Source organism: Nocardia sp. NBC_01377 (assembly GCF_045040005.1).
Classification (GTDB): Bacteria; Actinomycetota; Actinomycetes; order Mycobacteriales; family Mycobacteriaceae; genus Nocardia; species Nocardia noduli.
Genome location: NZ_CP109566.1, coordinates 4551064 through 4576092, shown reverse-complemented (window position 1 = coordinate 4576092; position 25029 = coordinate 4551064). Strand labels below are relative to the sequence as shown.

Below are 25029 nucleotides of genomic sequence, written 5' to 3'. Positions count from 1 at the left end.
TGTCGATGAGAAGACGCCATCGCGAATGTGAGGAGCGATAGATGCAGAGAATTATCGACCCGGCGATTTCCACCTGGCCGGAAGACGATTTCCGGCTGGTCGGCGGCTCGTGCGCGGACTGCGGCGCGACGGTGTTCCCGATCCAGGATCTGTGCCCGCGGTGCAGTCGGGCCTCGGTCGAGAAGATCACGCTGCCCTCGACCGGGACATTGGTGGCGTGGACGCCCCAGGGGTTCCTTCCCGGCGCGCCCTATCTGGGTGACGAGACGTCGAAGACCTTCGTCCCGTTCGGGGTCGGGCTGGTTCAGCTCGGTGACGTCATCCGGGTCGAGGGCCGGTTGACCGAGAACGACCCGGAGAAACTGGAATTCGGGATGCCGGTCACTTTGACGGCCGTCCCGCTCGGTACCGACCCCGAAGGCAACCAGGTCATCACCTTCGCCTTCCGACCCGCCGCAGCGGCAGGAGTTCTGATATGAGCAACGATGTCGCGATCATCGGCGTGGGTGTGCATCCCTTCGGCCGTTTCGATGGCAAGACCGCCATGGCGATGGGGACCGACGCGATCCGCGCCGCGCTGGCCGACGCCGGACTGGAATGGCGGGATATCCAATTCGCCGTCGGCGGTAGTTGGGAGGTCGCCAATCCCGACGCGATCGTGGGTCTGATGGGTTTGACCGGTATTCCGTTCACCAATGTCTTCAACGCGTGTGCCACCTCGGCCAGCGCCACCGAGGCGTGCGCGGACGCGATTCGGCTCGGGAAATACGACATCGGCATCGCGATCGGCCTGGACAAACATCCGCGCGGGGCGTTCACCGTCGACCCGACCCTGGTCGGCATGCCCAAGTGGTACGGCGAGAACGGGCAATATCTGACCACGCAGTACTTCGGTATGAAGGCGAATCGGTATCTGCACGATCACGACATCTCGGTGCGGACGCTGGCCAGGGTCGCGGCCAAGAACTACCGCAACGGTGGTTTGAATCCGAACGCCTTCCGCCGCAAGCCGGTTTCGGAGGAGGAGATCCTGGCCGCGCCGATGCTCAACTACCCGCTGACCCACTACATGTTCTGCGCGCCGGACGAAGGCGCGGCGGCGGTGATCATGTGCCGTGCCGATATCACCCATCGCTACACGAGCAAACCGGTGTATGTGCGCGCGGTGGAGGTGCGCACGCGCACCTACGGGGCCTACGAGGTCAATACGACCTACGCACCGGTGGAGGAGGATGTGTCCCCGTCGGTGTACGCCTCGCGCGCGGCCTTCGAATCGGCCGGTCTCTCGCCCGAGGACATCGATGTCGTCCAGTTGCAGGACACCGACGCGGGCGCGGAGGTCATCCATATGGCCGAGGCTGGGTTCTGCTCGCACGGTGATCAGGAGCGTTTGATCGCCGACGGCGCCACCGAGATCTCGGGCTCGCTGCCGGTGAACACCGACGGTGGGCTGATCGCCAACGGCGAGCCGATCGGCGCGTCGGGTATGCGTCAGCTGCACGAGTTGGTGCTGCAATTGCGTGGCACCGCGGGCGAACGTCAGGTCGCCGGCGAGCCGAAGGCGGGGTTCGCGCTGCTCTACGGTGCGCCGGGTACCGCGGGGGCGACGATCGTCACCACCTGAGCGTCGACGCCGTGGCTCGCCCGTCGTTCGTACCCGCCGGATCAGTCGCGGCGGATGCGGGCGAGCCAGGCCGCGGTGTCGATCGGGCCTTCGGCGGGCAGCCCGTGGCGGGCGGCGTCCTCGGCGACGACCTCGGTGACGCGGCCGCGATAGATGGTCGGGCCGAGCTGTTCGATGGTCCAGCCGTCGGCGAAACCGTCACGGATGACGTTCTCGCCGATCCGCGGGCCGAAACCCTTCTCCGTGTCGGAAAGGGCGAGGACGATGACGTGGCCGCCGGGGACGCACAGGCGGCGCAGGGCGCGCACATAGGTGGCACGTCCCGCGGGATCGTCGACGAAGACGTGGAAAAGGGCGCTGTCGAGGACGGTGTCGAATTCGCCGAGTGGCTCGACGGCGGGGTCGGCGAAGGTGAGCAGATCGGCGACCTCGAATCGAGCCCGCGCGACCCCCTTGGCGACAGCGTTGCGGCGCGCGTAGGCGACGGCGCTGGGTGACAGGTCGACGCCGAGCACGTCGTAGCCGAGTTCGGTCAGGGCGATGGTGTGTTCGCCCGCGCCCGCCCCCGGATCCAGGACGCGGCCGCGAATCCAGCCGTCGGCCTCGGCGGCGACGATCGCGGGCTGCGGCGCACCGATCACCCAGGGGGCGGTGTCGTTGTCGTAGACGATGTTCCAGTTGTCCGGGTTCTGTGTCATGGTCCCAGCCTCGGACATGAACCATGGTTCAGGTCAAGTATCGCGACCGTCTCATCGAACAGATTTCTGGGAAGACGAATCCAACACTCCCGCAACCACTTCCGCCATCCGCGCGCGAAACACCTCGGGCCCGAAGGATTCCGCGTGCGCGCGGACGACCGCCGGGTCGTAGGTCTTCCCCGCGCCGAGGACCTCGGCGAAGCCGGTGACGACCTCCTCGTCGGTGCCGAACGGGATGTGCGCGCCGGTGACGCCGGGGGCGACGGTGTCGAGCGCACCGCCTTCTCCGACCGCGAGAACCGGTGCGCCACAGGCCATCGCCTCGACGGGGACGATGCCGAAATCCTCCACGCCGGGCATGAGCAGGGCGTGGCAGCGGCGGTACATGTCCACCAGCACGTCGTCGGGGGCGGCACCGAGGAAGGTGGTCTCGGATCCGGCGATGGCCTCCAGTTGACGGCGGTAGCGGCCGTCGCCCACGACCACGAGCCTGCGCCCCGAACGCTGGGCGATGCGGATCGCGAGGTCGGGACGTTTGTAGGGCACGAGACGTCCGGCGAAGAGCAGGAAATCCTCGCGCGGGACGGCGGCGTCGAGGGAGAAGCGGTCGAGGCGGACCGGAGGGTTGACCACGACCGCGGGCAGATCCCACCACTCGCCGACCCGCGCGGCGACCGCGTGCGAATTGGCGACGACGGTGTGCAACCGCGGCGCGGCGGCGCGTTCGGCGCGACGGGCGACCGCGCCCAGCGCGACCAACGCCGTACGACCGGCGAAACCACCTGCCTCACGGGCGCGGAACGCGGGCTCCCAGGCCCAGCGCGCCGGGCTGTGGACGTAGGCGACGACGGGCGCGTCGGTCGCGAATACCGCCTGGACGGCGAAAGCGTGGTGGCTGACCACCACCGCGTCGAACCGGTCGCGCAACGGCAGTCCGCGCAGGGCGCGCGGGACCAGCGGCAACAGCGGCGCGTGCGAGCGACGGCCGGTCGCGGCGTGCACGCGCGAGAGCCAGGTGGTCTCGATGGTGTCCCACGGCGGATGGGCGATGGCCGGAGCCCGCGCGGGGTCGACGATCGGCGCGTACACCGACGCCTGCGGCCAGGTGCGCGCGAATTCGCCGACCACGGCCTCCGATCCACCGTATTCGGTGAAACGTTCGTGTACCAGGGCGATGCGCGGTTCGCTCACAACACCGCTCCTTCCAGCCGTCGTGGGTCGGCGAAACGGCGCAACGCGGGCGCGACCGGTCTGCCGGTGAGGTGTGGGTCCGCGCTGCCGTCGTCGAGCGCGCGCCGATACCACCGCGCCGCCGCGTGACAGGCGGCGATCGTGTCGTCGATATCGGCGTCGGTGTGGGCGGCGGAGGTGACGAAGGACTGCCCGAGCACCCCGTGGCGCAACAGTTCCTGGAGGAACAGGGTGCGGAATTCCTGGGAGGCGACGCCGTCGGGGTCGAAGGTCTGGAAGATCAGGCACGACGACCGTCCGGCGATACGCAGCCGATCGGCGATTCCCAGCTCGGCGGTGATCTCCTCGAATCCCGCGCGCAGCCGCCGACCCGCGTGCTCCATGCGCCCGATGGGATCGGTGGTCGCGTAGGCGTGCACCACCGCGCGGAAGGCCGCGAGCGCGCCGGTTTCGGGTCCGTGGGTGGTGGAGAGCAGGAATACGCGCGCCCGGTCGGTGCGCAGACCGCCGAGTTCCATGTACTCGCGCTTACCCGCCAGGGCCGACAGCGGGAAGCCGTTACCCATCGCCTTGCCCCAGCACGACAGGTCGGGCACCACCCCGTACACCCGCTGCGCGCCACCGGAGGACCAGCGGAATCCGGTGATGATCTCGTCGAATATCAACAGCGCGCCGTAGCGGTCGCACAGCGCGCGCATGCCTTCGAGGTAGCCGGGCAGCGGTTCGTGCAGCGCGGTCGCGGCTTCCAGCAGCACACAGGCGACCTCGTTTCCGGCGAGGACCGCCTCCAGCGCGGGGAGGTCGTTGTAGGGGAAGCGCACCGTCGGCGGGGCGGGGATGCCGCTGTCCATCGCCGTGGTCCCGATGAACCAGTCGTCGACGGAGAAGAAGGGCTGGTCGCAGGCGGCGACGGTGAGCCGTCCGGTGACGGCGCGGGCCAGGCGCACGGCCGCCGTCGTCACGTCCGAGCCGTTCTTGGCGAATTTCACCATATCGGCGCCGGGGACCAGCGCGAGGAAATCCTCGGCCGCCAGCAGTTCCAGTTCGGTGGGGCGGGAGAAGTTCACGCCGTCGGCGATGGCGGCGCTCACCGCGTCGACCACGGGACGGTATCCGTGCCCGAGAGTGACCGAGCGCAGGCCCATGCCGTATTCGACGTATTCGTTGCCGTCACGGTCGACAACCCGGCATCCGTTGCCGCGCACCAGGATCGGGGCCATGTGCTCGGGATACTGGTCGTCGCCCCTGGCATAGGTGTGCGCGCCGCCCGGTACCAGCTCGTGCAGGCGGGCCCGCGCGGCGTCGCTACGGGCGAAACTCCTCGACGTGGTCGGGTCCATGCTCGTTCCTCTCGGTTCTCAGCAGCCGAATTCGGTGGCGGCCTTGAGATATCCGGCGCTCTGACGCAGATACATCCACGCCTGGAATGCGAGGTCGGACCGGCTCGGGCTGGCGACCATGGTCAGCTCGCCGTCGAAACATTTGCCGACGATGTAGCGGGCGCGCGACACGTGCGGGGTGAAGGTGACGACGATGATGTGACGCCAGTTCTCGGCCGAGGCGCGGCGCCGGATCTCCTGCGCCTCACCCTGGGTGGTCCACGGATCGGGCTCGAAACATGCCACCCGGAAAGGGAATTGGCCATCGCAGTACTTGGCCATCCAGGGGTCGTCGAGACCGGTCGAGGCCGAGATCACCAGTTCCGGCGCGAACCCTCGTTCGGCGAGGTCGAGTCCGACGTCGAAACGTTCGTAGGCCGTGCCGCCGAGGACGACGATCGCGTCGGCGGGCCGCAGCGGGTCGACCTGCGGGTACACGTAGACCGGAAGCCCCGCCACGACGACCGTCACCAGGAACGCGAGCAGCCCCACGGGTAGGAGGACTCGCCAATGTTTCCGGCGTCCGGGTAGGCGCGCGTACACGGCCTACCGTCCCGGTCCGTCGTGGTCGGCGGTGGAGGTGGTGGAGACGATCGGCGGGCGCGCCGTCATTCACGCACCTGCACGATGCGGCGGCCCCATCGGCGGCGCACCGGCACCGTGACGAGTCCGGTGAGCGTCGCCCCGGCGCCGGTCAGCGCGTTCAGGTCGGCGGTGACGACGTCGAGGCTGCGGGCGGGGAGTTCGACAGCCGCGACGGTCGCGTCGCATTTCTCCGCGACCGCGAGCGCGTCGGTTCCGCTGGCCGCGACGACGACGTGGTCGAACCGCGCCTCGGCGTCGGTCAGGACGGTGTCGAAACGATCGGAGGCGAGCAGATCCGAGGTCGTCGGATCGGCGTCGCCGAGCGGCAGCAGCGAATAGGACTGCTCGCCGGGCGCGAGTACCGCGTCGGCGAAGGCGGTTTCGCCGCGCAGCAGTGCGCCGAGTCCGCCCGAGCGCGCGACGGCGGGCTGCGGCGGGGCGACGGTATGCGCGGGTGCGGCGATATGCGGCGGTGCGGCGGGGGACCCGCCGTCGCCGACCGGCGGTTTGGCCGGAATCTTGCGCAGATCCAGGACCGTCGTGCGCTGGGCCGCGTTCTCGAACAGCATCTCGCCGCCGTCGGTCGCCGCGACGGGCACCGGGGCGACCGGGGCGGACTGACCGTTGTGGTGCACCGGCCAGTCACCCTCGGGGACGAGCGGTCGGTCCGCGACGGCGGGCGTCACGTCGGCCCGGACGACATCGGCCGCCGTGACGACGGTGCGCCCGGCCGCGGTATCGATCAGCAGCACCCGCGCGCCGGTCGCGGCGAGCGTATTCGCCAGGCCGCCTGCCACATTCGGCGCGGGCAGCGGGCCGATCGACGAGATCAGCACCGATTTCGCCTGCTCGGGCAGCCGCGCCCGCAGTGCGCGCAGGTCGTCGGTCTCCGATTCCGCACCGGGGGTCACCGAACCGAGAATCGGTCCGAGCGAAGCCAACTCGGTGGCGGCGCGCACCGTACGGTCCAGCCGCTCCCACACGAACGCGGCGCCCGCGCCGAGCACGAGACCGGCCAGGATGCCGAGGGCGAGGGTTTTCGTCGACTGCGGTCCACTCGGGTCGGTCGGACGTTCCGCGCGGTCGACCACCGCGACCCTGGCGGCGGGCGCGGCGGTGCGCTCGATGGTCTCCAGATCGTCGACCAGCGCGCGCAACTGCGAGACGACCTCGTCGGTCATCACACGACTGCGCTCGGGATCCTCGTCGGTGACCGTCACCGTCAACAGCGTGGTCGCGGGCGGGGCGTCGACGGTGATCTTGCCGCGCATCTCGTCGCGGGACAGCCGCAGCCCGAGCTGGCCGATCACCCTGTCCACCACGGCGTCGCTGGAGACCAGTTCCAGATACGAGCGCACGCGCTGCTGCGCGGCCAACCCGCCCTGATAGGAATCGGCGACCGAGGTTCCCGTCGCCATCGAGACGTACATCGTGCTCGAGGCGGAGTAGGTCGCGGGTGTCGACTGGATCTGGAACGCCGCGAGCACGACGCCCAGCACCAACCCGGCCAGCAGAACCGCCCAGCGCCTGCGGGCGATATGCAGGTAGTCGACAAATCCCATTATTCGCTTCCTTCGCTTCCCACGGACACCGGAACCGCGGTACCGGTCGTGGTCGTTCGTTGTCTGTAACGCCGCCATTCGACGACCACGAGATGGGTGAGCCACGCGAGGACGACGACCTGGAGATATTTTCCGAGAGTTTCCGCGCTGCCGAGCATTCCGCGTTCGAAGACCACGGGCACCTCGACCAGCGCGATGCCGAACATCACGGCGGGCAGATGCCGCGAGTACAGCGACCGCGACCAGCAGATGAGCACGACCGCCGTGAACGCCACGCCGACCACGACACCGGTGGTCCCGCCGATCACGTAGCCCTCGTTGACATTGCCCTCGGCCAGCGAGACCGAGATCTGACTCATGTCGACCGAAGCGCCGCGCACCTCGGTGGCCCACGCGGTACCCGACTGCAATTTCGGCTCCGCCAGAAACTGGCCGGGGATCATGCTGCGCGCGAGGTGGCCGACCACCTCGCCCGGCGACAGCCACGAGGACGGGCCGGTGTAGTAGGCGTCGGTGGCGGCCTCGAGCAGATCGAACCGGCGCAGCAGACCGAGGAACGGTCGCACGGGCTCCGGGTAGGCGGAGTCGATGAGTTCGGCCTGGGCGCGCAGATACGGGGTCGACTTGAGCGATTGCAGCCAGTCGAATCCGGCGATGCCGGCGATCGACACCGCCCCGATGCCCGCGATCTTGCCCCGCGACCAGCCGGTGAGCGCGAAGCGCACCGCGATGGCCAGCGCCGCGCCGAGTACCGGCGTCTTGGACTGGATCGTCGTGGTCCACCACAACTCGCCGAGCATCAGGATGCCGAGCAGCAGCGCGGTGTTCACGGGTTTGGCCGAGCGGTAGAAGATAATCAGTCCGACCGCGCCGAGGGTGGCGGGCATGGTCAGCAGGCTCAGAATCGGCGAGGCGCTCTGTACTTCACCCGCACCGCCCGCGGCGCCGGTGGCGGCGGCGGCCAGCCTGGCCATGGTGCCGAGGACGTAGAGCACGCCGAGGGTGGCGGTCAGATCCGGGTCGCCCGCGAGCACGGCGACCCGAGGTGTCCGATTCCGTCGCGACCACAGCGCGTAGCCCAGTACCAGCAGCGCGTACACGGACAGGCCGAAGGCCACCGGGCGCAGCACCTCGCCGATCGCGACGTCGTAGCCGAGCGCGGCCAGGCGTGGATCGGCCACGTTGTCACCGAAATGCGGATCGGGCAGGACCGTGAGCAGCACCGCGGGCCGGGCCACGTAGGACATCGCCCAGTACAGCGCCTGCGCGACCAGGAGAACCCGAAGCACACCCGAGGTCAGCGCGGCGGCGACCACCATGGTGGCCAATGCCGCCATGATGACGAGGATTTCGGGTTCGAGGGCGGGCATCGTCACGGCCGCACCGCGCTATCGGTCCAGCGCATGCAGGATCTCCCCGGCTCGATCGGCGTAGCTGTGACCGCCGTCGATGATGCGGCGGAAGCCGGCTTCGGCGATCTTGGCCGCCTGATCCGGATACAGCGACGCGCGCTCGAGGATCTCGTCGAGTTCGTCGCGGCTGGAGAACAGGAACGCCTCGGCGCCGTCCTCGAGCAGTTCGGCGTGTTCGTCGGTGCGCTCGCCGACGAACAGACCGCCCGCGGCGGGCACCTCGAAGGTGCGGCAGGTGTGGGTGTCGCGGTTGTCGGAGTTGAGCAGCACCAGGTTCGCGGTCACCGACGCCACCGTCATCGAGAAGTCCTGGCCGTAGACCGCGCCCGCGACTTCGGCGCGGGTGGTGCGCAACTGGCGCACCCGCCGCCAGCCGGGCCCGGCGACGAGCAACTGCGCGCCGTAGGCCCGCGCGAGCGAGACCATGCCGTCGCGGCGGTCGGGCCTGCACGCCCCGATGAAACCGACCAGGTACTGGCGGGTGGTGCGCCGGGCGCAGGGATGATGCCAGGCGGGGTCGTAGGCACTGCGCACGAAGAGTGCCTCCTTCGCGCCTCGATCGAGCAGTTCGGGCACATTGTGCCGTTTGGTCGTCACCACCAGATCCCACTCGGATTCGTGGGCCAGGTAGTCCGGTGTCGTGTTCACCGGGTTGGCGACGTCGTCGGGACTGTAGTGCACATGCAGCCTGGCCGGGATATCGAGCAGCTTGCGCTGGTCCAGATGGACCGATTTGAAGGCGAAGACGAGGTCGGGACGCAGTTCGGCCGCGGCGCGCTCGATCCGGGTGTGGACGTGCTCGACCGTCCACGGCGCGCGTTGCTCGTGGGATTTCGCGTACAGCCACGACGGCGACAGCCGCGGCGGCAGGGTCGCCGGGGTCGAGTCGACCATGATGACCTCGTGCCCGAGCCGCCGGAAACCCTCGGCGAGTGAGCGTGCGTTGCTTCCGAGCCAGTCGTCGCCGACGAAGAGGATCTTCATGGCGTCCGCCTTTCCGAGACCGTGGGCGAGGGTGCGGCGCGCGCCGCTCTGCGTTCTCGTGCCATCAACCCGCGCATCCGCGCGAGATACCAGATCGCGACCGCGATCTCGGCGGCGACGATGCCGCCGACCAGGGTCCACACCGAATGGGACCGCACCGCGAGCAGCAGCGCGATTCCCGCGACGACCGTGCCGGTCACCGCGCCGATCAGCACACCGACGGTGTCCTGGCGCACCGGCAACACCGCGGTGGTGACGAAGGAGGTCACCGTGGTCGCGGGCAGGATCAGCACCTCGAGTCGCAGTACCGCCACCGCCCCTTCGAATTCCTGGCCGAAGACCAGGGTGACGATGGTCGGCGCGGCGAACCACAGTCCCGCGCACGCCACACACGCCGCGAGCACGCAGGCGGCGAGCGCGCGATGGGCGTCGGGCCAGAACCGCGCCTCGCCGCTGCGTTTGGCCATCCGTGGCAGTAACGCGAACCCGATCGGGTCCAGCATCGACTGCACCGCGCGCACCAACCGGTCCGAGGCCGAGTACAGACCCAGTGACACCGCGTCGAGCACCGAACCGTAGACGGTGGCCGACCCCTGGCCGTAGCTGGTCGTCATCAGTCGGCCGGTGACGACGGGCGCGGCCACCCGCAGCATCGCGAACACCTCGCGCGGCCGGGCAGGCGGGCCGAAACCACGCCAGGTGTCCCACCAGGTCAGCAACACGCTCACCACCGCGGAGGCGAGCAGGCACAGCAGCGCGACCGTCGCGGTGGGCCAGTGCGGCAGCGCGACGAGCAGCAGTCCGAGATAGGCCAGTCGGGCGACGGCCTGGTAGACCGTGGAGGCCCCGAAACGGCCCTGTCCGATCAGGACCCAGTCCTCCGACATCGACCAGAAACCGCCGACGAAAAGTCCGAGCAGGATCATGTGCAGGTGTTCCGGCGCCCTGAACGCGATGCCGACGGCCAGTGCGAGTCCGAGAACGCCGAGCAGTGACGCGCGGATCGCGAGATAGGTTCCGCGCGTGCGGTTCACCGAATCGCGACGGACGCCCGTCTCCTGCACTCGCGCCGCGAGGAACGAGGTGATCCCGAGGTCGACGACCAGCGACCCGAGGAAATACGACGACATCCCGATCGCCAGCAGACCGAGTCCTGCCGCGCCGAGCACGCGCGCGATGATCGGCAGCGTCGCCACCGTCACCAGGTACTGGCCGTATTTGCCGAAGCTGACGTAGGCGATATCGCGCAGCACGCCGAGCAGTTCGCGGGTGCGTGAGGCCTCGGCGGAGGGCTGGGGCAGCGACGTCAGCAGCGAGACGGTGAGTACCGGAAGTTTGACCGTCGGCGGGTCGACGAACTGGACCGGCAGGATCTCGGTCGGCGGATCGAATTCGGGCGCGCGCAGACCGTCCAGCGAGACCGGGTAGTAGCGCGGGCGGATCCGGATGGGGACCGTGCGCTCGGTGGGCAACGTCATCGCGACGCCGCCGAATCCGGATCGGAAACCGATGCGCGCCCGCGCACCACGGTGTCGAGCAGCGCGGTCACCGAAGCGGCGGTCGCCTCGATGCCGAAATCGGCCGCGCGTTCGCGCGCGGATTCGCCGAGCCGGGTGCGCAGCGCGGAGTCGGCGATGAGCCGGTCCAGCGCGCCGGCCAGCGCGGCCACGTCCCCCGGCGCGACGAGCAGTCCGTCGTGTTCGGTGCGGACGATTTCGGTGGGGCCGCCCGCGTCGGCCGCGACGACGGCGCAACCCGCCCGCATCGCCTCCACGACCACCTGGCCGAACGGTTCGGCCGTCACCGAGCAGTGCACCGCGATATCGGCCCGGGCGAATTCGGGACCGGGATCACCGAGATGGCCGGTGAATTCGACGGGAACCTCGAGTTCGGCGGCGAGGCGCTCCAATTCGGCGCGGTAGTCCTGTTCGTCGAAGAAGGTGCCGCCGACCAGTCGTACCGTCATCGGCCGGTGCCGCAGCAGGGCCACCGCGCGCAACAGCACATCCTGGCCCTTCCACGAGGTGAGGCGTCCGACCATGACGATCCGCACCTCGTCCGGCGCGCGCTGGGCCTCACGCTCGATCGCGGGACCGGGTTCCAGGCCCGGATAGGCGACGGTGTGCGGCCTGCGCCGGGTCAGCAGCGTCCGCAGGGTGGCACGGCTGTTGGCGACGACCCCTCGCGCGGCCAGCCAGCCGAGTACACGCAGCCCGAATGCCAGCGGACCGCCGAAATATTCACCGGAGATCCGGTCGTGGACCTGCCAGACCAGCGGCACCCCGGCCCGCCGTGCGGCGATCGCGCCCATCAACAGTGCCTTGGTGCTCTGCGCGACCACCACGTCCGCACCGGTCTCGGCGACGGCGGCGCCGAGACCGCGACCGAGTCGCACCAGATCGGCCGCGCCGCGGAGCAGGCCGAGCGGTCCCGATCCGGAGATGGTCAGGGATCGGCTGTCGAAATCGTTGCGCCACACCGCCACCGGGATACCTCGGGCGCGCAGCAACGCGACCAGCGGTCCGTCCTCGGTGAGCAGCATCGACGCGCGCACCGACCCGCCACGCTCCAGCGCGGTGAGCAGGCGCAGCGTCGCCAGTTCGGCGCCCGAGGGCGCGGCGGTATGGGTGAGGAAGACGGCGGTGATCATCCTGCCAACTCCCGGTACAGGTTCACGTGCCGTTGGGCTGCGGTGGCCCAGGAGAAGGTCTCCGCGTGCGCGCGGCACCGTGCCGGATCGGGCAGGTCCCCGGACAGCGCGGCGGCGAGTCTGGCGGCCAAGGCGTCCGCGTCACCCGCCGCGACGATCAGCGACGGGTCGAGCCCACGTACCGAATCGGGAAGTCCGCCGCAGTCGGTCACCACCGGCGCGCGACCGGATGCCAGCGATTCCAGCGCGATCAGCCCGAACCCCTCCAGCGCCACCGAGGGCACGACGGTGCACGCGGCCCGCGCGTACAGCTCGGCGAGCCGTTCGTCGGTCGCGGTGCCCTCGAAGGTGACGGTGTCGCGGTACGGGGCGGCCTGTTCGCGCAACGCCGCCTCGGCGGTGCCGGTGCCGACGATCACCAAGCGCGCGTCGGGGCACGCCGCCAACACCGCGGGCCAGCCGCGCAGCAGGACGTCGATTCCCATCCGCTGTTCGAGCCTGCGCACGCACAGCACCAGCGGTCGCGCGGTCGCCTCGTCGCGTTCGCGCAGCGGGAAGCGGTCCAGGTCGACGCCCGGTGGCAGCACCCGAACGGCCTCGGGCCGCATCCGGTAGTCCGAGACGAGCAGGTCGCGGAAATGTTCGGACAGGACGACGAACCGGTCGGCTCCTCGGGCCCGGAGCCGTTCGAGCGCGAATTTGGCGCGGACCGCGAGTGATCCGCCGCCCGCCATCCGGCTCTCGGCCGCCCACGGGCCGTGGAAATGCACGACGAGCGGATGCCCGCGACGGGCGGGCGGCCCGTAGAGCGCGAAATGCCGGTCCAGGATCACCGGACCCGCGCCCGCGCGGTCGAGGTAGGCGGTGCGGGCACGTCGCAGGGTCGATCCGCCGACCGGACCCCACGAACCGCCGCCCTCGGGCGCGGTGCCGAAGGCGGCGGAGGAGACGACGACATCCGGACGGGCGGCGAGCGCGCCGTGCAGATCGGTGAAATAGCGGTTCAATCCGCCGGGCGCGGAGCCGAACCATTCCGATCCGGTCATGTGGACCCGCACGGGGCTCTCGGAGGCCGTCATCGCCGCAGTCCCGTCAGCGCGAGCGCGGTGGTGCGCACCCGCAGCCGGTGCAGTACTTCGCGGGCCAGGCGCAGATCGCCGACGGCCACGTCCAGCGGCGAGAGCAGGCGCGGGCAGTCACGCGCGAGCCGGTGATGGAACCGCAGCAGTTCGGTGAGTTTGCTGAACGTCGAGGTCCGGCTGCACAGATTGAAGGTGGAATCGCGCCACGCCGCGGCGACTTCGGTGAGTCCGTAGAACAGGCCGAACTGCCCGACGCGGGCGAACAGGTCGACATCCATCGGGAACACCAGATCCCCGCGCAGTCCGCCGACCTTGTCGAAATGCTCGCGCCGGAACATCGCCGCCGCGGTCGGGCCGAAGTCTGCGGGTCCGCGTCGCACGATGGTGCGCGCCAGTGAACGGGGAGTGTGCACACCGTCCAGGCCGGGCAGTCCCAGATCGGTCTCGAGCAGTTCGCCGCTCTCATCGATGACCTGGAAACGGGAGGAGCTGATCGCGAAGGTGCGATCACGCATGACCTCGAGCTGCGCGGCCAGCGAGCCGGGCAGCAGGATGTCGTCGGCGCACACGACTTTGACCAGGTCGCCGGTGGACAGGTGGATCGCCCGATTCCAGTTGTCGCCGATGCGCAGACTCGAATCGTTGCGTTCCACCCGCAATCGCGGGTCGTCGAACGACGCCGCGATCTCCCCCGTGGTGTCGGTGCTCGCGTTGTCGAGCACGAGCAGTTCGAAGTCGGCGTCCTGGCTCAGAATCGAGCGCAACGTCGGTTCCAGAGTGCGTCCGGCTTGGTAGGCGGGGACACATACCGAAAGGCTGACCACTTCCCCTCCTTTTAATAGGATAAATCTGATAGAAATAAGTTCGGCAACATGGCGGCAATACGATGTGAATTGTTGGTGGACGTGGCATGGCAACCGAGGGCCGACATCACGTTTTCGCGAGAGAATCGGCGGACAAGGCGACCTAGCACAGAAGGAATCGCGTCCAACACGCCGAATCGGTGCGGGGGGAATGGTCCGGCGGCACTCGTCGTGGCCGTGTCCCGGGAACTTTCATACTGCCCTTGTCTGTAATGCCCTGTGAATTCCGAATGAAAGAATCGGCAGAGCAATAGAAAAGCTATCTCGAATTACCTGGGGTGGGAACCCCGATTCACCGCACGTGGTCGACCTCACAGCGGCGCCACCCCTGCCAGCGCACTATCGGATCGGCCGCTCCCCGGAAATCGCGGACGGTTCGTCGATGAACCAGCGTCCGGCCAGTTCGGGATAGGTTTCCTCGACCTCGGCCCGCAGGTCGGGAATGGTCAGCAGCACCCGGTCCGGGTCGGCGGCGACCAGTTCGAGCGGCCCGATGATCGGCACGTCGGTGCCGGGCATCCGCCTGCCCTGTTTGGCGGGGGAGGCGTCGGCCACCGCCGCCAGCAAACCTCTGTGCACACCGGCCCGGCACAGCAGCGCGACAGCGCGCGAGGCGGCGCCGTAGGCGTAGACCGTCGATCCCTGGGCGGCAAACTCTTCCAGTCGATCGCGCAGCGCCGCGGTATTGCGGTCGGCGGCGCGTTGCAGTCCTCGCACCAGGTCGGGGTCGTCCATGCCGTGCTCGCGCGCGAGCACCCGTCCCAGCGATTCAGGGCCGTCGATATCGACGACGGTGGTCTCGGCCGCCGCGTCGTGAACGGCCGCGATCATCACCGTGCCGCCGTACAGATCGAATTCCCACGCGGCGATCGCCGACAAACCGGCCGAACGGAGCAGTGTGCGCAGTACGGCCAGTGTGTAGTAAGCGAAGTGACCGTGCCGCAAGGCATTCCACTGTTCTCCCGCCACGATGGTATGCAGCGAATGGTACTGCACGAGCAGGACCCCACCGGGCGCGGTGGCGGCGGCCCGCGCGGTGAACGCCGCGCGCTGGTCCGGTTCGTGCATCAACCCGAAGCTGTCGAGCACCACGTCGGCGGGTCCGTCGGTCGGGGTGAAACCGCGTTCTGCCAGCGACCCCAGCCAGCTACCGCCGTGCGGACTACCGAATTCGCGCACCGTCGTACCGCGCAGCAAACCCGCCGACGCCACCCGTGCGACCGCGTCGGCGGCCTGATCGCGCAGCGCGCGCGGCTCGACCCCGCGCGGTTCGGCGGTTTCGGTGTCGTCCGCGCCGAGCTGGGCGAGCCCGCAGGCGCGGCACAGCGTCATCGACAGGGGATGGGCGGACTCCTGCGGCCGCACCGGTGATGTCGCGGCGGGGAAGTGGTCGGCGGCGGGCATGCGGCCCAGATCGAGGACGGTCTCCAGGTCCCGGCCGCCGCACGCCCGGCAAGCGGCGCTGACGACGGCGCTCATCGGGGATCGCGCCGCCGTCGTCGCTCGGCCGTCACCGGCGGGCACTGGGGATTCGGGGACGCGCCCCGGCGGATTCGACTCACCTCACCCACCGACCCTGACCGGACTGTCACCGGCGGACGCGGCGGCATGGCCGATCCGGCGCAATTCGCCGTCGATATCCCCGCGTTCGCCGAGTTCGCGCAGCCGGGACAGCCGGACGAAGCGTTCGGCGAAATCGACCGCGGTCAGACCGCGGTCGCGGTATTCGGTGTAGAGCTCCTCGGCCCCGGCGGCGACGCTCCAGCGCGCCTCGAATCCGAGTTCGCGGCGGGCGGCGGCGAAATCGACCCGGTACGAGCGCGGATCGGCCCCTGACTCCCCGGTGATCAGCACCTTCGCGCCGGGCACCACCGCGGCCACGGCGTCGGCGATCTCGGCGACGGTGAGGTTGTTGGTCTCGGTGCCGATGTTGTAGGCCCGGCAGTGGATCGCCGCGGTCGGCGCCTCCAGGCAGACCGCGAACGCGCGCGCGATGTCCTCGGCGTGCACGAGCGGACGCCACGGCGTGCCGTCGGAGAGCACCTTGACCACCCCGTCGAGCACCGCGTGACCGACCAGGTTGTTCAGCACGATATCCGCGCGCAGACGCGGCGAGAATCCGAACGCGGTGGCGTTGCGCAGGAATACCGGGCTGAACCCGGAATCGGCCAGCGCCACCAGATCGTCCTCGACCCGGACCTTGCTCTGGGCGTAGGGGGTCAGCGGTCGCAGCGGGGCGCTCTCGTCGACCAGGCCGTCGCCCGCCGACCCGTACACCGAACAGGTCGAGGCGTAGAGGAATCTGGTCACGCCCGCGTCCTTGGCCAGCCTGGCCAGCCGTACCGACGCGTGATGGTTGATGTCGTGGGTGATCTGGGGGACCAGCGCGCCCAACGGATCGTTGGACAGCGCCGCCAGGTGGACCACCGCGTCGAACCCGACGAGCTGCTCGGCCGTCACATCGCGCAGGTCGGCCGCGATACCGGGCGGATCCTGCGGCGCCGAACCCAGGACACAGTCGGCGAAGTAGCCGATGTCGAGTCCGGTCACCTCATGGCCGCTCGCGCGCAGCACCGGCACCATGACGGTGCCGAGATAGCCCTGATGGCCGGTCACGAGTACACGCATCCGCTACATTCCTCCGAACTCGATGACAGCCTTGTCGATCACGAAACCCTCCGCGTACGCGGCATGGCACTGCACCCCTCGGATCCGTGCCAGACCGAGGAACGCCGCTTCGTCGAACCAGTCCCGCCCCACCTGCGAGGGATAGCACTGCATGAGCAGGCGTGCCTTCTCGGCCGCGAGCTCCGGCGAAACCGGATGCAGGAGTTCCGGTTTCGGGGTGTCGGTCTCCCACTTCAGTATCTCGTATCCGAGGACGAGATGGTTACGGAATTCGGTGGGCACCAGTTCGGCGAGGGTCCGGTGATCCTGGTGGGCGTCACCGCGCTGGGGTGCGAAGACCACCTCCGGCTCGGTTCCGCCCCGGAACGCCGCCAGCGCGTCCTTGACCGCCGCCCAGTGCGCGGGGGCCCGCCCGTCGGGGACGTCGAGCACGGTCAGTTCCAGATCGGCGGTGCCGCAGAAACTCTCCAGCGCCTTGCGTTCCTCCTCGGCGCGCGGGGTGTCGCGGCCCGAGAGCACCAGGGCGCGCACGCGCAGATCGGGGTGGCGACGGGTCAGCGCGAGCAGGGTCGCGCCCATGCCGATGGCGATATCGTCGCAGTGCGCGCCGAGTATCGCGATCTCGCGCAGCGGCGCGGTGGTCAGCGTGATCACGGTGACCGCGGCTCCCACACCATCCACGGACGGTCGCCGCGGTGGTAGCCGGCGTCGAGTTCGGCCCGTTCCTTGAAGGTGTCGGCGGGTTTCCAGAATCCCGAGTGCTGGTAACCGAGCAGCCGTCCCCGCGCGGCCAGCGCGCCGCAGGCGTCCTCGACCAGGTCGCCACCGGGCGGCAGGTGATCGAAGATCTCCTGGGTGAGCACGAAATAGCCGCCGTTCTCCCAGATCGGCAGCCGCGCCACCGGCGTGATGTCCTTGATCTCGCCACCGGGTCGCATCTCCACGCAGTGGAACGAGGACTGCGGCGGAACCACCATCATGGAAGCGGCCGCGCCCGATTCACGGAGCCGATCGACCATGGTGTCGAGCGGCGCGTCGGTCAGGACGTCGGAGTAGTTGGCCAGGAACATCGCGTCGCCGTCGAGGTGCGGGCGCACCCGGCGCAGCCGTTCGCCGATGGCCGATTCGACGCCGGTGTCGACGAAGGTGATGGTCCAGTCCGCGATATCGGAGCCGAGTAGTTCCACCTTGCTGTCTCGGATGACGAAATCGTTGGACATCGTCTCCTGGTAGCCGAGGAAGAATTCCTTGATGTGGTGTGCGCCGTACCCGAGGCACAGGATGAACTCGCGGTGCCCGAAATGGGCGTAGTACCGCATCACGTGCCAGATCAGCGGACGCGGGCCGACCATCTGCATCGGCTTGGGCACCACGTCGGTATCGCTGTGGCGCATACGCATTCCGTATCCGCCGCAGAAGAGAACCACCTTCATGCCGGGACCACCTCCACGACGTCGGAGCCGACCGCGTTCGGGTCGACCACCCGCACGGTGGGCATCGGGTAGACCAGTCGCCCGCCCCATTCGCCGATATGGCGCAGTTGGGCGGTGATCTCGGATTCGAGATTCCACGGCAGCACCACCACCACATCGGGCCGGTCGGCGTCGATGCGCTCGGGGGAGTGGATCGGGATGCGGGTGCCGGGGGTGTAGCGGCCGTGTTTGTACGGGTTGCGGTCCACCGTGTACTCGAGCAGGTCGGGCCGGATACCGCAGTAGTTCAGCAGCGTGTTGCCCTTACCCGGCGCGCCGTAGCCGACCACCCGACGCCCGGCCTCGCGCTGCGCCAACAGGTACCGCAACAGGTCCTGGCGCACGGTCTCGGCGCGGGTGCGCAGCGCCGCGTATCCCGCGACGTCGTGCAGACCCTCGGCGGCCTCGCGTTCGAGCAGCGCGGCCACCCGCTCGGTCGGCACGGCGACCGATTCGGGCCTGGCCCAGATCCGCAGCGACCCGCCGTGCGTCGGCAATTCGGTCACGTCGGCCACCGTGAGCCCGGCGCTCGCGAGGGCGCGCTGGGCCGACAGCAACGTGTAGTACTGGAAATGCTCGTGATAGATCGTGTCGAACTGACCGTGGCGCACCAGCGGCAGCGCGTGGTGCACCTCTATCGAGAGCCAGCCGTCCTCGGCCACCAGCGTGCGCAGGGCCCGGGTGAAACCGCGCAGATCCGGGATGTGGGCGTAGACGTTGTTCGCCACCACGAGATCGGCGGGGCCGTGTTCGTCGCGTATCCGCCGCGCCAGGGTCTCGTCCAGGAAGGCGGTGACGGTGGGCACGCCGGCCTCGCGCGCGGCGGCCCCGACATTGACCGAGGGTTCGATACCGAGGCAGGGGATTCCGGCCTCGACCACGTGGCGCAGCAGATATCCGTCGTTGCTGGCGACTTCGGCCACGAACGAGTCCGCGGTGAGCCCCAACCGGCTGATCGCCTCGTCGACGAAGGTGGCGGCATGGCGCACCCAGCTGTCGGAATAAGACGAGAAATAGGCGTATTCGGTGAAGGTGTCCTCGGGGGTGATCAGCGCCGGTATCTGGAGCAGCAGGCAGTCCTCGCACACCCGCAGGTGCAGCGGATAGGTCTGCTCGGGCAGGTCGAGTTCGTCGGCGGCCAGGAACTTCTCACACGGGGGTGTGGCTCCGAGGTCCACAATGCTCGACAGTCGGACCGAGTCACACAAACGACAACGCACGCGGGCTCCACTCGAAAACTGATGTGATATCGGCGGCGCCCCGCAGCCCGAGAAGCGGACTTCCCTGCCGACCGGGAGAAATTATCATCCGCGCGCCACGATTGCGAGTCGAAGGGTCGCGGGAATTGTCGATCGCCGGGTGAACAGCATGTTTTCAGTTACCGCCGATCGGGCGGAAGTCGCCGCGATCGGATACATGGGATGAATTTTTCGCACACCTCGTTTCGTACGCTCTTACCCGATCACGGCACAGCCAAACATCGGCCACATTGTGACCTGTCTCCTACCGCTTGTGCGGAGCCCATGCGGCGAGCAATACTTTCGCAACAGATCGGCCCGGCTTCGAATCGTCTCCGCCCCGACGTCGCCGGACGTACTGCCCCAGGAATTCCGCGCGGCCTCCTAGGCCGCGAAGAATGCGACGGTTCAAGCTTCAAGCAGGTGCTTTTCATGGTTTTCGAGCTCGGTGCCTCCGGTGGCGCGGTCGACCTGCGCCTGCATTTCGCCCGCCCCGGCGAACGCGACGGCTGGCGTACCAACTATCTACGTCGTATCGCCGTCACCGATATCACCGTGATGTCGGCCTCGGTGGCGTTGGCGCAACTGTTCACCATCGACGCCTCCGCGTCGGCGCCGCTGTTCTGGAACCCGCAACTCGGCCTGCGCAACACCCTGTTCTCGGCGGGCATCGTCGCGGCCTGGTCGATCCTGCTCGGCTGGAAGGGTTCTCGGTCTCGGCGCACCGTCGGGGTCGGCGGCGAGGAATATCGCCGAATCCTCGCGGCGACACTGAACCTGTTCGGGCTGATGGCGATCGTGTCGCTGGCTCTGCGCGTCGAACTCACCCACGACTATCTCACCGTCGCGCTGCCGCTCGGACTCGTCGGCCTGGCGGCGACGAGAACGATATGGCGCGCGCACGCGGCACGTCATCGCGCGCTCGGCCGGTATCGGCATTCGGTGCTGGTCGTCGGCGGTCCCGACGCGGCGCGCGCCATCGCCGCCGCGTTCTCGCGCAATCACCTGCACGGCTACCACGTGGTCGGCGTGTGCACCGCGACCGGACCCGATCCGGCCGCCCCGCAGACGATCCGAGTCGGCGGGCGCGATATCCCGGTGACCGGCGACGACCGTTCGGTGGTGCGCGCGGCCCGCCGCACCGGCGCCGACACCGTCGTCGTGATGGCGACCGATCGGCTCGGTCCGCACGATATCCGGTGTCTGGCCTGGGATCTCGACACCTTCGGCGCCGAACTGATCGTCGCGCCCGGTGTCATGGACATCTCCGGTACCCGGATGTCGAATCAGGTCCTCGCGGGCATGCCGATGCTGCATATCGAGAAACCGCAGTACGACCGCGCGCTGTCGCTGAGCAAGTCGGTGTTCGACGTCTGCTTCTCGCTGCTCGCCCTGGCCCTCATCGCGCCCGCGCTGCTCGCCGTCGCGGTCGCGGTGAAAATCACCAGCAAAGGTCCGGTCTTCTATCATTCAGAGCGAATCGGTATGGACGGCAAACCTTTCCGGATGATCAAATTCCGGAGCATGTACATGCACGCCGACCGCCACGTCGGCTCCCTGATCGCGGGTAACGGCGGCAATCCGCTGTTCTTCAAACTGAAGAACGATCCGAGAGTCACCCCGGTCGGCCGGTTCCTGCGCAAGTACAGCCTCGACGAGCTGCCGCAGTTCTTCAACGTGCTGCGCCGCGATATGAGCGTGGTCGGACCGAGGCCACAGGTGCGCAGGGAAGTGCACTCCTACAACGGAATCACCCGCAGACGCCTGCTGGTGCGCCCGGGTGTCACCGGGCTGTGGCAGGTCAGCGGACGTTCCGATCTGGCTCCCGAGGAGTCGGTCGAACTGGATCTGTCCTATGTGGAGAACTGGTCCATGCTGCTGGACCTGCGCATCATCGCCAAGACCGTGCGCGCTGTCGCCGCGGGCGACGGGGCCTACTGAGCGGTGCCGTAGGTTCGGATCAGCCGCGCCCGAATGTATTCCAGTTCCAGGACCAGATCGAAGTCGGGAAACACCGTCCACTGGAAGGCGACGCCGAAGACGGCCATCGCCACGTCGGTCGCCGCGCGCTCGATATCGATATCGGCGCGCACCGATCCGTCCTGTATCCCGCCTCGCAGTCCCGCCGCGACCCGGTCGGTTCCGCGCCGCAGATAGGACTGCACGCGCGGGCGTAACCCCGATGTCGTCTTGACCGCCTCGAAACCCGCGATGAACATGCCGCGCAGGAAATCGGGATCCTCGCCGTGCAGTTGCCCGACGCGGTCGAAATGCGCGACCGCCCGCTGGAGTCCGGTGGCGTCCGGCCGCGGATCGGGTGCGAGCCGCTCGACGTAGTCCTGCTGGAAGAACGCTTCGAGGATGGCGTCCTTGCTGCCGTAGCGGGCGTGGACCATGGCCCGGCTGTAGCCGGCGCGTCGACCGATCTCCGCCGCCGTGGTCGCCTCCCATCCCTTTTCGGCGATCAGTTCGATCGCCGCGAGGACGAGCCTTCGATTGGAGAGTTCGACGCGCTCCGGCTGCGTCAGTCGCGGGGGCGGAGAAGTCACCCTTGCGATATTAGACGCTCGACAACTAACTTGGTTGACGAGCGTCAAATACATCACACGAAAAGGGCCGATCATGACGTAGGCCACACTTCCGCCGTACCCGGGTGTCGGCGAGATCGGCATCCGAGAGGTCGCGAGATGAGTCCGCGTACTCGACGAACTGGGCTACTACCTGCTGGCGGGCGCGGGTGGCGAGGGTCCGCGGACCCTGGTCGAGGAGGCCCGCCGGGGTGAGGAACTCGGTTTCGGCACGGCGTTCATCTCCGAACGATGGAACGTGAAGGAGGCCGCTTCGCTGGTCGGCGCGGCGTGCGCGGTCACCGAACGCATGCGGATCGCCACCGCCGCGACCAATCACAACACCCGCCATCCGCTCATCACCGGATCCTGGGCGACCACCATGCACCGGCTCTCCGGCGGACGTTTCACCCTCGGCATCGGACGCGGCGTCGCGGCGATGTACGCGGCCTTCGGGGTGCCCGCGGTGACCACAGCCCAGATGGAGGATTTCGCGCAGGTCATGCGCAGGCTGTGGAACGGGGAGGTGATCATCGGCCACGACGGTCCCATCGGCAAGTATCAGGTGCTGTTCCTCGACCCGGATTTCCGGGAGGACATCCGCCTCGGCCTGGTCGCCTTCGGTCCCCGCTCGCTCGCCCTGGGCGGGCGCGCCTTCGACGACATCATCCTGCACACCTACTTCACCCCCGACACCCTGCGCCGCAGCGTCGACATCGTGAAGGAGGCCGCCGAGGAGGCGGGCCGCGATCCCGACGCCGTGCGGGTGTGGTCGTGTTTCGCGACCGTGGGCGATCATCTGCCCGAGGAGTTGCGGCTCGAGAAGACCGTCGCTCGCCTCGCCACCTACCTCCAGGGCTACGGCGATCTGCTCGTGCGGACCAACGACTGGGATCCGGCCGTACTGCAACGCTTCCGGGCCGACGCGGTGGTCAACTCGATCCCCGTAGGCATCGACCACAAGGCGTCGGCCGAACAGATCGAGCACATCGCGACGCTGCTGCCCGACGAATGGCTGGAGGTCTCGGCCACCGGATCGGGGGCACAGTGCGTCGACCGGATCCGCCGCGAATTCGACTACGGCGCCGACGCGGTCATCATGCACGGCTGCACCCCCGACGAACTCGATCCGATCGTCAGCTCCTACCGCGAGCGCACGGCGAATCCGTGACACTCGTCTCGGCCGCAGCGCCGCCGACCCACCGCGAGAAGATGTGAGCCCCATGAACGCACCCGTGACGATTCCGCGTCATCCCTCCGAGGTGACCGGCGCCTGGCTGTCCGCCGCGTTGAGCACCGCCGAGAACCCGGTGACCATCGGTGCTGTCGATGTCAGGGCGGTCGGCACCGGCCAGACCGGCGCGACCTACCGCCTCACCCCGACCTACCTGTCCGAGCAGGGAACCCTGCCCGCGACCTTCGTGATCAAACTTCCCGTACTCGACGATTCGGTGCGCGCGGGCGTCGTGCTCGGTTACGTCAGCGAGGTCGCCTTCTACGCGAAAGCGGTCGCCGGGCTGCATGTTCCGACCCCGCGCTGCTACTACAGCGATATCAACGAGCACGGCAGCGAATTCGCCCTGTTGCTCGCCGATATGAACCCCGCGGTGCAGGGCGATCAGCTCGCCGGATGCGGCGCCCACGACGCGGAGCTGGCCGTCACCGCGCTGGCGGGCCTGCACGGGCCGAGCTGGTGCGATCCGCGCTGGCTCGAGCTCACCGAATGCGCGATGCCCAAACCGGGGGGGATACCGCCGCCTCCGGTGGGCTCGGACAGATCGCGGAGATGGGCGTGGGCATCGTGCTCGACAAGCTCGGCGACCGGATCGACGCCGACGAGCGCGAAACCCTCACCGCAGCCATGGGACTCGTCACACCGTGGCTGCTGCACGATCGGGAGCGGTACTCGCTGATGCACGGTGACTATCGGCTCGACAACCTGCTGTTCGACACCGCCGCGGACGCGGTGAGCGTGGTCGACTGGCAGACCATGGGCGTCGGACTGCCCGCCCGCGATCTCGCCTACTTCCTCGGCACCAGCCTGCTGCCCGACGCGCGCCGCGAGCACGAGGCCGATCTGGTCCACCGCTACCACGACGCACTGGGGAAGTACGCCATCACCGGCTATGACCGGGAAACCTGCTGGCAGGACTACCGATTCGGGATGCGACCGAACGTCGGCGTCAGGCCGTCAGTGCCGAGATCACGGTGCGCGCTTGATAGTTCACGCCGAGCTGATTGGGGTGGAACGGTAGGGCGGGCCCGGGAGGATCGCTGGTGTAGGGGACGAGTCCCTCGGCCCAGCGAACGCCCGGGGCCTGACAGGCGTCGTGTCCGGCCGAACCGGTGTAGGTGTCGACGAATTCGACGCCGGTGCGTTGCGCCACGCGCGCGAGCATGGCGTCGAGTTCGACGAGTTTGGCGGCCAGCCAATCGACATCGGTCGGCGAGATCGGGATGGTCGGGAAGCAGCCGCCGGTGGCGGCGACCCCCTCGAAATAGTCGAGCATGAGCACGCGGGCGTCGGGGGAGCGCTGCCGGATTCCCTCGATCGCGGCGGTGACGTGCGGTTCGGCGGCGGCGATATTCTGCGACATACGGTCGACGCCGTCCACGACCCAGGTGCGCTGACACGGTGACACCGCGGGATCGACGGTCAAGCACCCGCGTACGGTGGCGGCCAGCCCCACGTCGTTGCCTCCGATCAGGACGGTGACCAGATCGGTGGTGGGCGTCAGGCGATCGAATTGCGGGGTGTTGGCGCCCGGCCACAGATCCCGGCCCACCGGCTGGTCGACGACCATATCGGCGGTGACGGCACCGGCGCAGGCCGCATCGCGGAAGGTCGGTATGTCCAGCGCCGCGGCGACCTGCCTGGAGTAGTTGTCGATCCGCTGCGCGCACCCCGCGGGCACGAATTCGGTGGTGACCAGGGACGGAGCGAGGGTGGCATCGGCCGCCCAGGAATCGCCGAGCGCGACGTACTCGTCGTAGCCGGGGGCCGCCGAGGAATGCGGTGCGGTGAGTACGGTGCCGATCGCGGCACAGGCGGCGATCAACGCGGGCGTGATTCTCATGGATGCCTCCGTCGGGA

22 protein-coding genes and 1 pseudogene are annotated in these 25029 nt (G+C 68.8%); 5 read left to right on the top strand and 18 right to left on the bottom strand.

Features of this window, described 5'->3' with window-relative positions; translation table 11 throughout:
- The first annotated feature begins 41 nt into the window (after positions 1 to 41).
- Both OG225_RS21100 and OG225_RS21095 read left to right on the top strand, forming a co-directional pair.
- Positions 42 to 479: a Zn-ribbon domain-containing OB-fold protein gene (locus OG225_RS21100; RefSeq protein WP_405176919.1), complete on the top strand. Its 438-nt coding sequence runs from the start codon at positions 42 to 44 to the stop codon at positions 477 to 479.
- Positions 476 to 1624: a thiolase family protein gene (locus OG225_RS21095; protein ID WP_405176918.1), complete on the top strand. Its 1149-nt coding sequence runs from the start codon at positions 476 to 478 to the stop codon at positions 1622 to 1624. Before OG225_RS21100 ends, OG225_RS21095 begins: the two co-directional genes overlap by 4 nt.
- A gap of 41 nt (positions 1625 to 1665) precedes the next feature.
- On the opposite strand, the gene OG225_RS21090 is transcribed toward OG225_RS21095, so the two are convergent.
- From OG225_RS21090 to OG225_RS21015, 16 genes are all read right to left on the bottom strand, one after another.
- Positions 1666 to 2322, bottom strand: coding sequence for a class I SAM-dependent methyltransferase (locus tag OG225_RS21090; RefSeq protein ID WP_405176917.1), 657 nt, complete (start codon positions 2320 to 2322; stop codon positions 1666 to 1668).
- A gap of 51 nt (positions 2323 to 2373) precedes the next feature.
- On the bottom strand, positions 2374 to 3513 hold the full coding sequence (locus tag OG225_RS21085; RefSeq protein ID WP_405176916.1) for a glycosyltransferase: 1140 nt from the start codon (positions 3511 to 3513) through the stop codon (positions 2374 to 2376).
- Positions 3510 to 4853, bottom strand: coding sequence for a glutamate-1-semialdehyde 2,1-aminomutase (locus tag OG225_RS21080; protein WP_405176915.1), 1344 nt, complete (start codon positions 4851 to 4853; stop codon positions 3510 to 3512). The genes OG225_RS21085 and OG225_RS21080 overlap by 4 nt, the downstream gene beginning before the upstream one ends.
- Before the next feature lie 18 nt (positions 4854 to 4871).
- Positions 4872 to 5435, bottom strand: a complete 564-nt coding sequence (locus OG225_RS21075; protein WP_405176914.1) for a YdcF family protein — start codon at positions 5433 to 5435, stop codon at positions 4872 to 4874.
- A gap of 65 nt (positions 5436 to 5500) precedes the next feature.
- Positions 5501 to 7039 carry a hypothetical protein gene (locus tag OG225_RS21070; RefSeq protein WP_405176913.1) on the bottom strand — a complete coding sequence of 513 codons (1539 nt, stop codon included), beginning with the start codon at positions 7037 to 7039 and terminating at the stop codon, positions 5501 to 5503.
- A complete protein-coding gene (locus tag OG225_RS21065; RefSeq protein ID WP_405183321.1) occupies positions 7039 to 8409 on the bottom strand; it encodes a hypothetical protein in 1371 nt (456 codons plus the stop codon). Before OG225_RS21065 ends, OG225_RS21070 begins: the two co-directional genes overlap by 1 nt.
- An 18-nt stretch (positions 8410 to 8427) precedes the next feature.
- Complete coding sequence (locus tag OG225_RS21060; RefSeq protein WP_405176912.1) at positions 8428 to 9435, bottom strand: glycosyltransferase; 1008 nt, start codon at positions 9433 to 9435, stop codon at positions 8428 to 8430.
- Entirely contained in the window at positions 9432 to 10745 is a 1314-nt protein-coding gene (locus OG225_RS21055) for a lipopolysaccharide biosynthesis protein (RefSeq protein ID WP_405183320.1), read from the bottom strand. The genes OG225_RS21060 and OG225_RS21055 overlap by 4 nt, the downstream gene beginning before the upstream one ends.
- Positions 10746 to 10909: 164 nt before the next feature.
- A complete protein-coding gene (locus OG225_RS21050; protein WP_405176911.1) occupies positions 10910 to 12085 on the bottom strand; it encodes a glycosyltransferase family 4 protein in 1176 nt (391 codons plus the stop codon).
- Positions 12082 to 13131, bottom strand: coding sequence for a glycosyltransferase family 4 protein (locus OG225_RS21045; protein WP_405183319.1), 1050 nt, complete (start codon positions 13129 to 13131; stop codon positions 12082 to 12084). Before OG225_RS21045 ends, OG225_RS21050 begins: the two co-directional genes overlap by 4 nt.
- Positions 13132 to 13160: 29 nt before the next feature.
- A complete protein-coding gene (locus tag OG225_RS21040) occupies positions 13161 to 13991 on the bottom strand; it encodes a glycosyltransferase family 2 protein (RefSeq protein WP_405176910.1) in 831 nt (276 codons plus the stop codon).
- 378 nt (positions 13992 to 14369) lie between these two features.
- A complete protein-coding gene (locus OG225_RS21035) occupies positions 14370 to 15509 on the bottom strand; it encodes a class I SAM-dependent methyltransferase (RefSeq protein ID WP_405176909.1) in 1140 nt (379 codons plus the stop codon).
- A gap of 84 nt (positions 15510 to 15593) precedes the next feature.
- On the bottom strand, positions 15594 to 16658 hold the full coding sequence (locus OG225_RS21030; protein WP_405176908.1) for an NAD-dependent epimerase/dehydratase family protein: 1065 nt from the start codon (positions 16656 to 16658) through the stop codon (positions 15594 to 15596).
- A gap of 3 nt (positions 16659 to 16661) precedes the next feature.
- On the bottom strand, positions 16662 to 17312 hold the full coding sequence (locus OG225_RS21025) for a PIG-L deacetylase family protein (RefSeq protein ID WP_405183318.1): 651 nt from the start codon (positions 17310 to 17312) through the stop codon (positions 16662 to 16664).
- Positions 17309 to 18091: a glucose-1-phosphate cytidylyltransferase gene (locus tag OG225_RS21020; RefSeq protein WP_405176907.1), complete on the bottom strand. Its 783-nt coding sequence runs from the start codon at positions 18089 to 18091 to the stop codon at positions 17309 to 17311. The genes OG225_RS21025 and OG225_RS21020 overlap by 4 nt, the downstream gene beginning before the upstream one ends.
- Positions 18088 to 19350: a methyltransferase domain-containing protein gene (locus tag OG225_RS21015; RefSeq protein ID WP_405176906.1), complete on the bottom strand. Its 1263-nt coding sequence runs from the start codon at positions 19348 to 19350 to the stop codon at positions 18088 to 18090. The genes OG225_RS21020 and OG225_RS21015 overlap by 4 nt, the downstream gene beginning before the upstream one ends.
- 450 nt (positions 19351 to 19800) lie before the next feature.
- Between OG225_RS21015 and OG225_RS21010 the strand changes: the two genes are divergently transcribed.
- Complete coding sequence (locus tag OG225_RS21010; RefSeq protein ID WP_405176905.1) at positions 19801 to 21309, top strand: sugar transferase; 1509 nt, start codon at positions 19801 to 19803, stop codon at positions 21307 to 21309.
- Here OG225_RS21010 and OG225_RS21005 read toward each other — a convergent pair.
- A complete protein-coding gene (locus OG225_RS21005) occupies positions 21303 to 21917 on the bottom strand; it encodes a TetR/AcrR family transcriptional regulator (RefSeq protein WP_405176904.1) in 615 nt (204 codons plus the stop codon). The genes OG225_RS21010 and OG225_RS21005 overlap by 7 nt on opposite strands.
- A gap of 160 nt (positions 21918 to 22077) precedes the next feature.
- On the opposite strand from OG225_RS21005, the gene OG225_RS21000 reads away from it, so the two are divergent.
- Both OG225_RS21000 and OG225_RS20995 read left to right on the top strand, forming a co-directional pair.
- Entirely contained in the window at positions 22078 to 23106 is a 1029-nt protein-coding gene (locus OG225_RS21000; RefSeq protein WP_405183317.1) for a TIGR03857 family LLM class F420-dependent oxidoreductase, read from the top strand.
- Positions 23107 to 23565: 459 nt separating this feature from the next.
- A pseudogene (locus tag OG225_RS20995) lies at positions 23566 to 23985 on the top strand (phosphotransferase); the annotation flags it as partial.
- Between the two features lie 133 nt (positions 23986 to 24118).
- Here the strand turns inward: OG225_RS20995 and OG225_RS20990 are convergent.
- Positions 24119 to 25012: an SGNH/GDSL hydrolase family protein gene (locus OG225_RS20990; protein ID WP_405176903.1), complete on the bottom strand. Its 894-nt coding sequence runs from the start codon at positions 25010 to 25012 to the stop codon at positions 24119 to 24121.
- Between the last annotated feature and the right edge of the window lie 17 nt (positions 25013 to 25029).